The 16,195-nt window shown below is 45.8% G+C and carries 12 protein-coding genes; 1 reads left to right on the top strand and 11 read right to left on the bottom strand.

The genetic code is table 11. From position 1 onward, the window contains the following. Nucleotides 1-416 precede the first annotated feature (416 nt). The 6 genes from ppdK to CALK_RS06985 all read right to left on the bottom strand — a co-directional run bounded on the left by ppdK (nt 417) and on the right by CALK_RS06985 (nt 9,655). Nucleotides 417-3,119: a pyruvate, phosphate dikinase gene (gene ppdK, locus CALK_RS07010; protein WP_022636977.1), complete on the bottom strand. Its 2,703-nt coding sequence runs from the start codon at nt 3,117-3,119 to the stop codon at nt 417-419. Between the two features lie 23 nt (nt 3,120-3,142). Beyond that, nucleotides 3,143-6,151, bottom strand: a complete 3,009-nt coding sequence (locus tag CALK_RS07005; protein WP_022636976.1) for a hypothetical protein — start codon at nt 6,149-6,151, stop codon at nt 3,143-3,145. 46 nt (nt 6,152-6,197) lie between these two features. Further along, nucleotides 6,198-6,539, bottom strand: a complete 342-nt coding sequence (locus CALK_RS07000) for a response regulator (protein WP_022636975.1) — start codon at nt 6,537-6,539, stop codon at nt 6,198-6,200. 19 nt (nt 6,540-6,558) lie between these two features. Beyond that, nucleotides 6,559-7,281: a sensor histidine kinase gene (locus CALK_RS06995; RefSeq protein ID WP_022636974.1), complete on the bottom strand. Its 723-nt coding sequence runs from the start codon at nt 7,279-7,281 to the stop codon at nt 6,559-6,561. A 300-nt stretch (nt 7,282-7,581) separates the two neighbouring features. Continuing rightward, nucleotides 7,582-8,247: a tetratricopeptide repeat protein gene (locus CALK_RS06990; protein WP_022636973.1), complete on the bottom strand. Its 666-nt coding sequence runs from the start codon at nt 8,245-8,247 to the stop codon at nt 7,582-7,584. Between the two features lie 160 nt (nt 8,248-8,407). Next, nucleotides 8,408-9,655: a Glu/Leu/Phe/Val family dehydrogenase gene (locus tag CALK_RS06985; RefSeq protein WP_022636972.1), complete on the bottom strand. Its 1,248-nt coding sequence runs from the start codon at nt 9,653-9,655 to the stop codon at nt 8,408-8,410. Nucleotides 9,656-9,841: 186 nt separating this feature from the next. Here CALK_RS06985 and CALK_RS06980 point away from each other — a divergent pair, with 186 nt between their 5' ends. Further along, nucleotides 9,842-10,495 carry an HAD family hydrolase gene (locus tag CALK_RS06980; protein WP_022636971.1) on the top strand — a complete coding sequence of 218 codons (654 nt, stop codon included), beginning with the start codon at nt 9,842-9,844 and terminating at the stop codon, nt 10,493-10,495. Here CALK_RS06980 and CALK_RS06975 read toward each other — a convergent pair. The 5 genes from CALK_RS06975 to CALK_RS06955 form a co-directional block, all read right to left on the bottom strand. After that, nucleotides 10,481-12,031 carry a 2-isopropylmalate synthase gene (locus CALK_RS06975; RefSeq protein ID WP_022636970.1) on the bottom strand — a complete coding sequence of 517 codons (1,551 nt, stop codon included), beginning with the start codon at nt 12,029-12,031 and terminating at the stop codon, nt 10,481-10,483. The two genes, CALK_RS06980 and CALK_RS06975, sit on opposite strands and share 15 nt — an antisense overlap. An 18-nt stretch (nt 12,032-12,049) precedes the next feature. Further along, complete coding sequence (gene ilvN / locus CALK_RS06970; RefSeq protein WP_022636969.1) at nt 12,050-12,541, bottom strand: acetolactate synthase small subunit; 492 nt, start codon at nt 12,539-12,541, stop codon at nt 12,050-12,052. Continuing rightward, on the bottom strand, nt 12,534-14,294 hold the full coding sequence (gene ilvB, locus CALK_RS06965; RefSeq protein WP_022636968.1) for a biosynthetic-type acetolactate synthase large subunit: 1,761 nt from the start codon (nt 14,292-14,294) through the stop codon (nt 12,534-12,536). Before ilvB ends, ilvN begins: the two co-directional genes overlap by 8 nt. Before the next feature lie 227 nt (nt 14,295-14,521). Next, nucleotides 14,522-15,490, bottom strand: coding sequence for a type 1 periplasmic-binding domain-containing protein (locus tag CALK_RS06960; RefSeq protein ID WP_022636967.1), 969 nt, complete (start codon nt 15,488-15,490; stop codon nt 14,522-14,524). After that, nucleotides 15,481-16,179, bottom strand: a complete 699-nt coding sequence (locus tag CALK_RS06955; RefSeq protein ID WP_022636966.1) for a hypothetical protein — start codon at nt 16,177-16,179, stop codon at nt 15,481-15,483. Before CALK_RS06955 ends, CALK_RS06960 begins: the two co-directional genes overlap by 10 nt. Nucleotides 16,180-16,195: the final 16 nt, after the last annotated feature.

Raw genomic sequence — 16,195 nt, 5'->3', positions numbered from 1 at the left:
TCATATACTCGTACCTATTTAGGTGATGCACAATCTGTGGCTGTTTTGAATCGTAGTTTATCGCATAATCATAGTACCATATTACGTCTAACGCCTCTTTATTCGAGTGGGTCAGGCTGTTTATACGTAGTACTATCACTTTGTGAAGTAATTACTTCGTGAATACATGAATAATGATTCTTGCCATACCATAAGAATATAGTGGTACATGCCAGATAGATTGCAGATTCAATCTCTGTGATGCCTCTGACCAGCTCCCTTAAAACGCAATAGTCATTGGAATTAACCCTGAATGTTAATCATATGAACGCCGCTTATCATGAAGAAGCGTTTTACTGAAGTTCAATTAATTCAGCATATAAAAAAAGGGCTGTCTCCCTGAAAGAGACAGCCCCGAAGATGGTATTCTTAGAAATTTATTTTTCTTCGATAACCGCTTGTGCTGCCGCAAGACGTGCAATGGGAACACGATAGGGCGAACAAGACACATAGTCAAGACCAACACCATGGAAAAACTTCACTGATGCCGGATCTCCACCATGCTCACCACAGACACCACATTTCAGACCGGGACGCCCCTGACGACCGAGGGTAACCCCACGTTCTACAAGGTATCCAACCCCTTCTTGGTCAATAGACTGGAACGGATCTTCCCGAAGAATCTTTTGGTCAAGGTATTCCGGAAGGAACGAACCAATATCATCACGAGAATAGCCAAAGGTCATCTGAGTTAGATCGTTAGTTCCAAAGGAGAAAAATTCCGCTCCTGCATCACCACCAGATACTTTATCCGCAACAAGTGTCGCACGAGGGATTTCCATCATAGTTCCAACTTGATAGGAAACATCCACTCCACGCTCTGCAATAATAGCATCTGCAGTTTCACGAATAATTTTTGCAAGAATCTGAAACTCTTCTTCCTTACCAATAAGGGGAACCATAATTTCTGGTTTCACCACAGTACCCTTCTTAGCTTCATTACAGGCAGCTTCAATAATAGCCTGCGCCTGCATTACACAAATTTCCGGATAGGTAATGGAAAGGCGACATCCACGATGCCCAAGCATGGGGTTTAGCTCATGGAGTGATTCAATTTTCTCTTTCACCACAGAGATATCCACGTTCATCCGCTCAGCCATCTCCTTCATACCAGCTTCATCGCCGGGAAGAAACTCATGGAGGGGAGGATCCAGAAGACGGATCGTACATCCATAGCCGTCCATCTCTTTAAAGATACCTTCGAAATCTTCACGCTGATAGGGAAGAAGTTCTGCAATGGCCTCTTTCCGTGCTTCTTCGCTTTCCGCAAGAATCATCTTACGAACAGACCATACGCGGTCGCCCTCAAAGAACATATGCTCCGTACGACACAGACCAATACCCTGTGCACCGAGGGCACGAGCAACCTTTGAATCACGGGGGGAGTCAGCATTGGTACGAACGGTCAATTTCTTCACACCGTCAGCCCAATTCATAATGTCATTGAACATTTTGAAGACTTCTGTTTTCTGTGCCTCTGTATCACCATCAACAACACCGGCAATCACGGGAGATGCAGAGGTAGGAATCTCGCCAACAATCATTTCACCGGTAGATCCGTCAACGGCAAGGATATCACCCTCTTTAACCGTCATACCATTGCAGGTAACAGTCTTTGCATCATAGTCAATGGCTAAATCACCGGCACCAACAACACAACACTTACCCCATGAACGAGCAACCACTGCCGCATGAGAAGTCATACCACCTGTGGAAGTAATACATGCCTCGGCAGATGCCATACCGGCCACATCTTCAGGGGATGTTTCTTTTCGTACCAAGATAACATTTTTACCCTGCTTATGCCATGCAACAGCATCGTCAGCAGTAAATACAACCTGTCCTGTGGCAGCACCGGGGCCAGCGGGAAGACCTGTTGAGAAGAGACGATTATCTGAGATTGCCGAAGCCTTCTCAGAAGGATTAAGAATAGGAAAGAGAAGCTGATTGAGATGATCACCATCAATTCGCTTCAGGGCTTCTTCTTTGGAAATCTTTCCTTCCTGCACCATGTCCCAGGCAATTTTCACCGCTGCAAGACCAGTTCGTTTCCCTGTACGAGTCTGCAACATATACAGCTTACCCTTTTCAATGGTAAACTCCACATCCTGCATATCACCGTAGTGTTTTTCAAGTTTCAGACGAATGTCATCAAGCTCTTTATAGATATCAGGCCATACGGTTTTCATTTCTTTAATCGGCATGGGAGTTCGAATACCGGCAACAACATCTTCACCCTGCGCGTCCACCAGGAACTCACCGTAGAACTCATTGGTTCCCAAGGAAGGGTCGCGAGTAAAGGCAACACCCGTACCGGAATCCTGTCCCATATTACCAAAGGCCATGGCCTGTACATTCACCGCCGTACCTTCAAGACCGAAGATTTTTTCTTTTTGGCGATAGAGCTCTGCCCGAGGCGTCATCCATGACTTAATTACCGCCATGATAGATTTATCCAGCTGGTCCCGTGCATCTGTGGGGAAGGCTTCGCCTGTTTCAGCTTCGTATACTTTTTTATACTCTTGACAGACTTCTTTCAGCTCATCTGCAGAAAGCTCATTATCGTTCTGCACACCGGCCTTTTTCTTTGCCTCAGAGAGTTTTACTTCAAATTTGTGGTGATCAACACCCATTACCACATCACCAAACATGTTGATAAAGCGGCGATACGAGTCGTAGGCCATACGCTCATTGTTAATTTTCTTCCCCATGGCCGCAGCAACATCATCGTTTAAGCCAAGGTTCAATACCGTATCCATCATGCCGGGCATTGATACAGCAGCACCGGAACGAACTGATACGAGGAGAGGATTTTCAAGATCACCGAAGGTTGCACCTTTGTTTTTCTCTAAACGGGCAATGTGCTCCGTTATCTCAGCTTCCAGAGTCGAAGGAAGAGTCTCATTATGTGAGTAATAGTACCCACACACCTTAGTTGAAACGGTAAACCCCGGTGGAACCGGTACACCGATGGTTGTCATCTCAGCAAGGTTTGCCCCTTTTCCGCCAAGCTCCTGTTTCATCGTAGCATTACCCTCGGCGGTACCACCACCCCAGGAATAAACGTACTTCTCAGCCATTACATCCTCCATTGTATAAATAACTATTCATCAAAATCATCACGAACAACTTCCTCATCCTCTTCCAAGGATTTCTCACTTGATTTATCCCCATATATATCCAAATATACCGGCCCAAGAATCCCCGATTTCTCAGCACTGAGATGATTAATCACATCAAGGGTATTCTGAACCTTTACAACCAGTTCATTCCGCTCTTTCAGTTTTATCTGCTCCGTAATATTTAAGCGATACGGCGACCACTGTAACACCCCGTAGGAAACTCCATTCAGAATCACCTCTGCACTTCCTGAGAGCTTCGTAAAATTCAAATAAATGCTTTCAAATAAATTAGGCACTTCAAAGGTCATGGAGTACACCCCCGTGCCCAAGAGAAAGGGATATCCAAAACCGCCCCACTCATACACGTCATTTTTTCGCTTTCCAATAACCGTCCACACCTTACCCGATTTATCTACGGGGTTATCAACCGCTACAAAAGGCGGGTACTTAACAGGGTCTGGCAAATCTGGTTCGCCATTTGAAAGGATTAGGACCCGATTATTCCCCTTTACAACAGCCTCTGACATATCATAAATAAGTAAGGTCGATGAGTCATCAAAAAAGGCGGCTTTCCCATCCTGCTCAGGAATACGCTTTTTCATGGGAAGAAGCTCGCGACCATTCAAGGAAACACGAAAACGTTTATTAAGAGTCCCCTTATCATGGGGGATGCTATCGAGAAATACGAGGTATGCCTCATACCCAAACTCATGTGATACAAAATGCCCCTCACTATAATACGTCAGACTTCCCGCGTTTCGGTTAATGCCAATCTTGCTGCTCCAGCGAGAGAGCGGAAAGCTATTTAAGGAATCAGTATCGAACTTCCATCGATCCTCTTTCAGTTTTATACGGTACTTATTCGTAATGGGGGTCTCTTCCCGCGATTCTTCATCGTAGCTCATAAAGAGTGATTGCCCAGGAAAGAGAGTAAACAGATCACGATTATGCGATTCCAAATCAATGCGCAGGGTATTTCCCGTTGTTATATCGTATGCAATATATCGATCGCCATTCTCATCATCCTCGGTGTTTTCGTAGGGAAAGAGACGGAGGGTTGAATCTTCAGTACCTGCATTAAAAAGCCAGTACCCATCTACCCCATTAATTTCTACATTCTTTTTCCATAGTACTGCAGGGTTGGTAATACCCTTTGTTTTTATCTCCCCACGAAAGCTATCTTCTGCAAACATCTCCCGTAATTTTTCACAGGAACCATAGTCAACGCGCTTTGTCTTTGCCCGAACCAACTTATGAACCCGTTTAATAAAACTGGGGCTATGACCATCATCAAAACTTCCTTCAGGGGGAGCATCTACAAAAAAGAGGGCTATCTTTTTCTTTGACATCTGTTCAACTTTTACAAAGAAGGAGTTATTTATGAGCCGCGCATAGGGAAAAATCACCCCGGTGATGCTTGAATACTCATCATCTTTATGAAGAAGCACCCCGTCCTTGGTAATTTCACAGTCCAAGAGCATCTGCTCATCAACAACTTCAAAATTAATACCCAACTCTTGGAGACAGGCGATACTCTCCATAATATTTCGATAGGCCGTCTTTATTGCCGTGGGTGAATCGGGATTATAATCTGACATAATTGAAGAGCTAGGGAATACCACAGCGACGGAATCGCCATAGCGTTCACACTGAGCAGAGAAATTCAGATTACTCCGCGTGAGTGTCACAAGATCTTTCATGGTGAAAAAATCCGGTGACCCGAAGGATAAGACCTGCGGTGACACCTCTTCGTAGCGGTAATTTCTATTAAACTTAATCCCATCAATAATAATATGAGAAACTCCGTTAACGGCAAAGAACAGAGCTTCCTGTTTGAGCTCACCGATGCTGGCGCCATCCATGCGCACACTACGCCCCAGAATAGAAAAAACGGGTTTGTTTTCCATACGGGCTCGAGCAAGCAGAGAAAGCAGAGATATGTCATTTACGCGCCGAGAGCCTCGTCGACACGTACCAATAACATCGAAATCACCCTTGGGATGAGAGAATAAATCTGGTAGATACTGGGAACCACCAGCGCGATCACCTTCTGGCCCAGCAACCCACAAAGAGAGGGAGTTTTGTTTCACCCATTTATCAACCACTGCGGGAAAGCGGTCGTACAGGGTATCCTGAAGAAAACTGTACACATGAGGACGATACTTTATTTCATTATCGGCAACTTCATAGAACAGGGCAGGCATTGTTTCAATAAGATTGCGTTTATATCGTGAGCGATATTTGGAAATAAGGAGGTCATCATCCCAAGGAACCCCTGCTTTTGAGGGAAGAAGAGCCGGAACTTCACAAAACACACCGCGAAATACATCTTCGTAGGTCGGGAGATAGCGCTGTGCAAACTCATCGAGAACGACATTTACGTAGGTTTGACCAGCTTTCATACTGAAGAAATTGGGTAAATACTCTCCATCACAGCTCGCATCATAGGTAACCTCAAACACCACCACTTTCCAGTGCCCTTCAGGAACAGCCCACTCTACGTGTTCTGAACCTTCTCCGTCAAACAAGGTTTGTGCATCAGAGAGGTATATCTTCCGCTTATTTCTTTGCACAGCAACAACGTACTGCTTACGTACCGGAGAAGGAGTGAAGTTAAAGGTATCCCCCTCTTCCAGATTATGTTCTTCTTCAACCGCCAAACGTGCTGCCCGCAAATGCTGCTTCCCACTCACATCGGCAAGAAAGGGAGACTCACCGGGACGACTGAAGTCATCTCCGAGCATGACGGATACTCCCCGCTCACGGGCAATAGACAAGAGCACATCAAAGAGCTTCCAAAACTCATCTGAAAGGTACAGGGGAAACATATCGGAGGAGGGACGGATAATAACACCGTCTACACCGGTTTCACCCAGTTTCCCCAACTGCAAACGAATTTCCTCTTCTGTAATTACACCATTCCACGCCCACAATGCCCAGATGGTGGAGTCATGCCCGCGATCTTTTATATACTCAGCAATACCTTTCAAGATGAGCCTTCCCCTGTTATAGTGTCAGTAATTCTTTCAATACGTATTATAATGCCTGCACAATATCGTCTACACTGCATGAACCTTCCAAGACGATATCTTCCGCAACCGGCTCACGGCCATCAAGGGTTTTAAACCCCTCCGGCGTATGATGAAAAAGCATGGGAATCGGATCCATCTTTTCCAAAATATTCATATACGAATACAAGGCCTCACCACGAAACCAGCTCCGCACATCAATGACCGCACAATCATATCCTACAGACAAAGCAGCCTCAATAAACGCCCCGCTGTCATGACATAAGGCGGGCTCGTGACCGGCTTTTTGTAACGCGTCGTGCAAGGTATCCCGAAACCCACGACTCTCTTCCAATAACAAAATTTTCATACTTCATCCTCCTCAAGGATCAAAGGGGTATATGCAGGGTGATTGTTGTACCGTTTTGCGGAACAGAGTAGACCGAAACGCGTCCGCCCCATGTCTCAACATATCGTCGCAGCGTGTACAACCCTACCCCCAAATGCTTATTCTTTGTCGTAAAAAATGGTGTAAAAATGTGTCGCTGTTGGGCATAGGGAATTCCGCGCCCAGAATCTTCCACCCGAATAACACACGTATCAGCATGCTGTTCTGCAGAAAAGGACACCGCCCGTCCCTGCCCCCCTTTACACGCATCATAGGCGTTTGAGATCAACTGATCAACTAAAACAGCAATATACTCATCATGATGAGGCAGAACCACCGAATCTGGAATCTCAAAAGAAAGGTCAATATCTGCGAGAGAAAACACGCGCTTGCGGCGGGCAGAATGCTCCGTAACAAAGTTAGCTAAAAAGGTTTCTCCCTCACGACAGTGAAGCGGCTCTCCACGATACAGATTCATCGCCTCACGGCTTCCATCATCAAAGGATCGAATTACCGAAAGCATTTCTGAAAAATTTGATAGGAGCTCGTCATTATGGCCTGCCTCAACTTCACTTAGTTGTACCAAGCCACTGATCCCTCCCATAACATTACGGAGTTTATGATAGTTTATTCCCAATACAGCGGTTGCTTTTTGCGCCACCGCACGATATCGTGCATCTTCACGGGATAAACATTGCCCAATAAGTGTCGATGCGACCTGCAATACTGGTTTATACTGTAAAAGATCTTTGCTTGATTCCGTGGTAATGGAGATGGTCCAATCCGCAGTTGTAGTGGTAACAGCCTCTGAAAAACCCGCCTGCGCCTCTTCTGTGATTGCACTGACCCCCGAGGTCGTAATGCGAAGATTCGTTGCAAAGGGAAAAATGATCTGAACCGCTACAGAAAGGGCATACTCCTGAGAAAAAAAGAAACCACCTCACGGGAGAACGCAATCCCATCAAGTGCTGCTGCGGAGAGCTCCAATAATTTTACTGTGTGTTCTGGCGTTAAAACCGTCACGTCAGTTATCTACACCCATGGCGTTAAGTTGTGCGTACAGCCCTTTTGCAGAGGATTTCACCGATGTCTCAACATCGTCATCAGCAATAACTTTTTGACTATATACTGCCGCCCTGTCAAGGTTTCCCCGGGACATTTCCAAGAAAGCCATTTTCAGATACACTGAGGGAGTTCGGAAAGAATTACGCACACGGGTCAGCTCCTTGTACGCCTCCATGGCTAAATCATACTCACCAAGGTATTCATAGGCAGCACCAATATTCTCCCGAGCCATGTCTCTTACCAGCTCATGAGAACTTTTCTTTTCAGCACGTTCAAACCATTCTATGGAGGTCGAGTAATCCCCTTCACGAAGATAGAGCTCACCGATCTTCAAAGCACTCATGGCAGCATACTCATACTCACTATGATCAGCTACTACTGCTTTAAGCGCCTCCATTTGCTCTGTCTGATCACCCTCAAGAGCCTGTAGATATGCTCGCTGAGCAACTGCTTTCTCTTGCGCAGTCCGATACTGCACCGAGAGGACACTTATACCCGCAACACCTACAATAAGAGCTCCGAAGATACAGTATTTGCTGTATTTTTCCCAAAACTGTGAAACATGCTCAAAAAACACTTTTTCTGACGGTGTTAAATCGGGTGAGGATTTCTTTTTTGTGCTCACGTAATAACCTCCAAAGCGGGGTTGATTGCTTTAAACCCCATTAAAATAATAGTTTCCCTATACGGTGTAAATGTGTAAATGGATATTCACACAATTATTTCCTCAAAAAAGGCGTTTTTACCCATGATCCCGGAGAGGGGACTCCCCGGGAAATTATATACTAATACCAGCCGCGATACTGCATCGTCTCAGCAATACGCTTTACAGAAAGCATGTACGCCGCGGTTCGCATATCTACCGAGTGGTCACTTTTCAGCTCCCAGATTTCCTTAAACGCCTTCTCCATGATATTTCGCTGCTTGGTTTGAATTAGCTCAAACTCCCAGTGATGACGCATGAGGTTCTGAACCCATTCAAAATATGACACAGTCACCCCACCACTATTGGCAAGAATATCGGGAATAACCAATACGGACTTTTTCTCCAAGATACGATCTGCCTCAGGAGTGGTAGGACCATTTGCTCCTTCTGAGATTATTGATGCCTGTATATCTGAAGCATTTTTCCCATGTATCTGATTTTCAAGCGCGCATGGCATAAGAATATCGACATCCGCCGTAATAACAGACTCATCAACCGCTGTGGCACCGGGATATCCTGCAATGGAGCCATATTTTTTATTATAATCCATGAGGTTTTTAATATGGAGCCCATGCTTATTGTAGATACAGCCCGTGTGATCTTCAACATAGGTCACTTTCGCACCGGCCTGCTCAATATACATTGCAGCAAAACTCCCCACATTCCCAAAGCCCTGTATGCCGACTCTTGCTTCGGAGAGGTCAATACGCTGCTTTTGTGCCGCTTGTATTGCCATGACAGCAACACCGTATCCCGTTGCTTCACTCCGGGCAAGAGAGCCGTAAAATTCCACCGGCTTTCCTGTAAAAATACCCGGTTCGAAATTCCCCGTTGTTTTCTCATACTCATCGACCATGAGCGCCATGGTATGGGCATTCGTATTCACATCGGGGGCAGGAATATCTTCCTTCTCACCAATTATGGGTGCAACCGCACGGGCAAATTCCCGGGTAATACGTTCCATTTCCATATCAGAAAACTCACGGGGGTCCAAAGCAACGCCGCCCTTGGCTCCCCCAAAGGGCAATCCCACCACTGAACACTTAAAGGTCATCCATGTTGAAAGAGCCTTCACCTCTTCTACGGTAACACTGGGGTGAAAACGAATCCCCCCTTTATAGGGACCACACGCATTATTATGCTGTGAACGATACCCGGTGAAACACCGTGTTGAACCATCATCCATTTTAACATGGAATGATACTTCCAGAACCCGCATCGGGTTTTTTAAAATCTCATATACTGCTTGATTTGTTTGTAGTTTGTCGCAGGCTTTCTTCACCTGCCCTTGGGCAATCTCCAAGACGGACAACTCTTTTTCGGCCATACTCACTCCTTCTTGTACAAGGTGTTATGTCCGATAATATAGCATATGTTTTCTCTCCTCAAAACTTTTTGATTTTTCCTAACCCCTTGTGTTTCTTTGTACAGAAACAGCGTGTAAATACAACACCCCAAACCCATTCACCATGAGCCAACATGTATTTTAAGGTGATTCCACCATGGAGGCAGTATGACAATAAAGGCTGTATTTTTTGACTTGGACGGAACCTTACTAAATACCTTGGGAGATCTCTGTCGTTCTTTAAATGAAACTTTGGAGAAAGAGGGCTTTCCGACCCACTCTTGCGAAGCCATTCGACGCTTTATTGGCGATGGCGTTTCCGCCCTCGTGCAACGCGCGCTTCCACAAGAAGTTGGAGCTATACCGGAGCACGTTGCTCACTACACAAGCATCTACCTTCGTAACTATGCAAACGTATCACCCCCTCAGACACATGTATACGAGGGAATTTACCCACTCCTAAGAGCCTTGAAGGAACGTGATATCCCCTTGGCCGTAGTAACAAATAAGCCCCAACCAAAAGCCCTCGAAATTGTCAGAAAGTTCTTCCCTGACACATTTGTTTCTATCTGTGGACAACGGGACAACTACCCGCGAAAACCATCGCCTGCAGGGGCACTTGCCATATCGAAACAGCTTAAAATACCACCAGAAGAGACGTTCTTCATTGGCGATTCAGAAGTTGACCTTCAAACAGCATCTGCCGGAGGATATTTTGGAGTAGCTGCTTTATGGGGATTTCGCACCCGTAAGGAACTGGAAGGCTATGAGGCGCAGCACTACGTGCAGCACCCCAAGGAAATAGTATCACTCTTGCCCTGAATAGCCAGCAGGAGAATTGCCTCTTCCAACCTTTATGATGCGTGCAACCTTGTTTACCAAATCAAGGTATGCACGAAGTGACGCCTCAACAATATCGGTTGAAGTGCCATTTCCTACATAGGCCTGTTCATCATAGGTACCGTCAATACGAACCTTTCCAATCGCCTCACTCCCCTTGGTAACAGCCTCAAGATGAAAATCCATAACGGCAATATCGTAACGCACGATTCGATTAATTGCCTTTGTAGCAGCATCTACAGCACCATCACCAACAGCAGCCTCCTGATGCTTATGCCCCGCATCATCAGTTAACACAATGGTTGCGGTGGGCACCTGTCCGCTGGAAATATTGTAATAGTCGAGGTGCCAAACATCAGCGACATTTTCTCCATCAAGTTCCATGAGGACAATAAGGTCGTCATTATAAACCGTCCCTTTTTTATCGGCAAGGTCAATGAAGCGAGTGTAAAATTCTGCAATATCAAATTCATCTTCTCGATATCCCAGCTCAATCAGACGATTTTTTACCATATGTTTTCCCGATCGGCTTGTAAGATTCATCACATTTTCTTTTAAGCCAACCGACTGAGGCGTCATAATTTCGTAGGTGTTTTGCGCCTTTAAGATGCCATCCTGATGAATGCCTGAGCTGTGCGAAAAGGCGCTTGAACCAACAACCGCCTTATTTGGCTGCACGGGCATGCTACACAGATCACGAACCAGCTTACTGGTACGCATAATTTCTTCAGTAACCACACCGCACTCATAGGGCAGGTAGTCTTGCCGAGTTGCCAAGGTCATTACGACCTCTTCAAGGGCACAATTTCCCGCACGCTCTCCAATACCGTTCATGGCACACTCAATCTGCCGAGCACCATGCTTGACCGCCGTGATTGAGTTGGCCGTAGCCATACCAAGATCATTGTGACAGTGTACGGAGAGTACTGCTTGGTCGATATTGGGAACACGATTCATCAAATCATCCACCATTTGCGCATACAGCTCAGGTACCACATACCCCACCGTATCGGGGATGTTTATGGTTGTTGCCCCTGCTAAAATGGCTTCCTCCACGATACGACAGAGAAAATCAGGTTCTGTACGACAGGCATCCTCTGCGGAAAACTCTACTTCATCGCAGAGATTCCGTGCAAAACGGACATGCTCGCGAGCAAGGTCAATAACAGCAGATTCTGTCTTCCGCAATTTTTTATGAATATGAATGGGGGAAGTTCCCACAAAGGTGTGTATACGACTGCGTTCCGCATTTTTCAATGCCGCACCACACGCTTCTATATCTGCCTTCACCGCTCGGGAAAGACCACACACCGTGCTATCGGTAACGGTATCAGCAATCGCCTTCACGGAGCGGAAATCCTCCGGGGATGACACGGGAAACCCTGCTTCAATTACATCAACTCCAAGACGCTCTAACTGTCGCGCAATGCGGAGTTTATGCTCTAAAGACAGAGACGCAGAAAGTGCCTGTTCACCATCCCGCAAGGTTGTATCGAAAATAATAACTCTCTCTGACATCACACCTCCTCGCAGGGGTTACTCATTCATTTTTGGTTTTGCTAACGCCACAGGGCCACTCCGGGCAATCTCTCGAATACCATAGGGGCTTATAATAGCGATAAAATCATCCAAGACATCCGACCGTTCACTCACCTCAATCACTAAGGAACGATTAGAAACAGAGAGTATTTTTCCATTATAAATATCCAAAAGGCTTACTATTTCATGGCGGATTTTGTGCGTTGCCTGAATAGTTGCAACCATTAACTCACGGTCTACACTCTCCTTATCCTTGAAATCAAGGACCTTAATCACATCGATAAGACGATTTAATTGCTTGGTAATCTGCTCAATAATTGCATCATCTCCCAAGGCAACGATGGTCATCCGCGACACACCGTGATCCTCTGTGGCAGAAACTGATAAGCTGGCAATATTATACCCCCGTGCCGAAAAAAGGCCGGAAATACGACTAAGGGCACCACTATTATTTTCTACAAGCACTGAAATTGTATGTCGTTTATTCATCTTGTAACTCCTCATCTTCGATTATTTCGTCAAGGGCTGCCCCGGGAGCAACCATGGGAAACACATTTGCTTCAGGTGACACCATACATTCAAGCAGCACCGGACCTTCCGTGTCTCGGGCCCACTCCAAGGCTTCTGTAATCGATCCCGGATCCGTAACACGCCGTGCGGGAATATCATAGCTTTCCGAAAGTCGAATAAAATCAGGCATATATGAACCGCGAGTGTCACACTCCTGTTCTGTACCACAGCCATCACAACTGCAATCTGCCGTAAGACATACGGAACTATACCGTTTGTTAAAGAAAATATCCTGCCACTGACGTACCATGCCAAGGTACTTATTATTAAGGATAATAATTTTCACAGGAAGCTTATTTATCTTGATGGTGGCCAATTCCTGCAAATTCATCTGAAAGCCCCCATCACCGGAAATACTCCATACAGGCCCTCGATCTAAGGCAAAGGAAGCGCCCATGGCAGAAGGCAAACCAAACCCCATGGTACCAAGACCGCCAGAGGTTATCCATCTACGTGGATTGGCAAAGTGGTAGTATTGTGCAGCCCACATCTGATGCTGTCCAACATCGGTAGTAACAAAGGCATCACCACCGGTAATACGGTGCATTTCCTCAATCACATATTGCGGCATTAAAACATCACTCTTATTTTTATACCCATAGAGATAGGACTCTTTAAAGCCATGCAAATAGGCCCGCCACTCCTCGTGTTTTGCCGGCTGTACAACCTTATTAAGCTCAGCAAGTATGCGTTGCGCATCCCCAACAACAGGAATGTCTACGGTAATAATTTTTGAAATAGACGCGGGATCAATATCAATATGTATAATCTTTGCATGGGGTGCAAATTTTGACACATCTCCCGTTACTCGATCATCAAAACGTGCCCCCACGGAAATAATCAAGTCACTGTTTTGCAAGGCGTAATTTGCCGCCTTACTCCCATGCATCCCAGGCATCCCGACAAAGAGATTGTGATCTCCGGGAAACCCGCCAAGCCCCATTAGAGTGGTTGTTACGGGAGCATCAATAGTTTCTGCAAGATGAATAAGTTCTTTTTGAGCACCGGATATAATAACTCCTCCCCCGGCATATACAAGGGGTTTTTTAGCCCGTTTTATGGCCGTTGCCGCTCGTTTAATTTGCCCGGGGTGCCCATCGAGGTTTGGACGATAACTCCGCATTTCTATGGTCTCAGGATAGGAATACCCTGTCATGGTAGCAGTGGTTACATCTTTCGGCAAATCGATAAGAACCGGACCGGGACGACCACTGTTTGCAATATAAAATGCTTTTTTAATAACCTCGGGAAGCTCCTTAATATCTTTCACAAGAAAATTGTGTTTTGTAATAGGACGGGTAACACCAACGAGATCAGCCTCTTGAAAGGCATCAGTACCCAAAAGCGGTGTTGCCACCTGACCGCTAATAGCAACCATAGGTATGGAGTCAAGAAATGCCGTGGCTATACCTGTTACCAAATTTGTGGCCCCCGGTCCGGAAGTGCCCATGCAGACCCCTGCTTTTCCCGTAACGCGTGCATATCCATCAGCAGCGTGAGCGGCACCCTGTTCATGACGGGTTAAGACAACATCCATGGTTTTGCAATCATATAATGCATCGTAGAGAGGAATAAGGACTCCTCCGGGATAGCCAAATATTGTATCAACACCCTCTTTTTGAAGCGCATCAATTAAAATCTCCGCTCCTGTATACCGTTTTTTATTTCCCATATCGCCTCCTCAAAAGAGCACAAGCATCAAAAAAAAACCCGTCTCAGATGAGACGGGTTACACATTATAGTAGAGAATAGCCCGCCCCTATCACTCTTCTCCAGTGACGAGTACCAGTAGATTAACAAGAAGATCAGCGGTACGTAGGTGAGCCATATTCATTCCTTTTAACAGGTTCTAACTAGAAAATAATTAAGGTGGAGCTAAATAAGCAGATTTTTTCATTTTTATTCCAAAACCCGATCCACAGAAACCAAGTCATCTTGGTCAATGCCAAAAAAGTCTCTTCCTGCCCGACCATTTACCACCGTTTTCACTGAAAGCGGTGGTTGTGTTGCTCCGCTCTCAAACACAGTCCAATCGCCATACATAAGATCAAATATGAGATTAGAAGCTTGACTGCCAAGTGCCGCATTATCGGGAACAACTGCAAAATTACCAAAACTAAAGTCAGGATTTACCAAGGCTTCAACTCCAACAATGGTGGCAAGACGATTTTCATTTACAAAGGGAATCCATGTTCCAACTATGAGCTCCTGTGTAAGGAGGGCATTATCATTGGGAATCCATAAGGCATCAATATCTTCGTCTTCCAGTTCAGACAGGGCCTGTCCAACCTCATTTGCATCCGACACGGACCTTGTTACAAGATCAATACCTTCACTTTGACAAAAGATACGGTTTTCTTCAACAAACCCAGATAGATACTCACGATGCACGATACCAATACGTTGTACGTCCAGATTAAACACATTCCGAACTGCCACGGCACTGGTGACAACCGGTATCTCATACTCGATAGCCACGCTGTTTTCGATATCTTGAATATACGGTCCAACTGAGGCGGCCATGACACTCACCGTCGGGGTATAGTGCTCTGTATCGAGGCCCTGCTGATATTCCCGGTACATATTAATCTGCACATTATTCATTAAAACAACAACTTCGGGAGAGTGTTCTTCCTTAAGTGCTGCAATCACCGACACACCATCATCTTCCTCTACGACCTTATCAACAATGGAAAAGGTTCCTTCAAGTTCGTACCGAATACCGCGAACAACTTCTTCAAAATCAACCCCTTCACTCCGAATAACAAGAACTGACGGAGCACTGGTATCCATCTCTTCAGCCATGAGCGGGGGTAAACTCAGCGTGAAGAACAAGATTATCAACGATATTTTTGTTACTACTTCCATTCTACACCCCCTAGAATATAATCCGGTAAATTTTCACTGATAATATTAGCAGCGACAATGCTCTGTTCACCTGCCCCTCGCGTGGCGACACGTGCTATCTCCCCCTTTGTGCCGAGGGGGGTCACTTTAAAATCTTGATTTGAAACACCCTTAAAATAGGCAACCCGAGCCTCAGGTACCAACACCGCTTGCGCCATCCGGAATGTGAGAAGGGGTAACAGATCTTCAACCTTTGTTACGTGATTCACCCGTACTGATGTACCAACAAAACGCTCTACAAAGGCGGTCATCTCATTACGATCCATAATATCCACCACACCAATGGTTGCAGAAGGGTCTAATTCTTCTGGATTGACCGCCTCACCAATTGAGAGAAGAACATACTCAACATCGGTACTTCCATTTTTAGACGCTTCCAAAACAGACCGATACTCTCCACCGGAGAGAGCTGCCACTGTTTCTGCAGGGCCAAGAATAGTCTCAGGCTCATCGGCCCGCACCTGCATCACGAAATCCCGGTAGACGCCAAACACCGTAATATCAACGCCATCTACCTTATCTTCTACCAACTGCGCCACCACACTCGATCGAATCGGTGAGGGATAATACACGTACAGCTGTTCAGAATGAAGGGTTCCGAAAAGCACGGCAAGTACACATAATACTTTTCCTGTAATACTTTTTTTCACAATACCATCTCCAGTA

The organism is Chitinivibrio alkaliphilus ACht1 (assembly GCF_000474745.1).
Classification (GTDB): Bacteria; Fibrobacterota; Chitinivibrionia; order Chitinivibrionales; family Chitinivibrionaceae; genus Chitinivibrio; species Chitinivibrio alkaliphilus.
The sequence above is the reverse complement of the archived record's forward strand: the minus strand, read 5'-3'. Positions and strand labels throughout refer to the sequence as shown.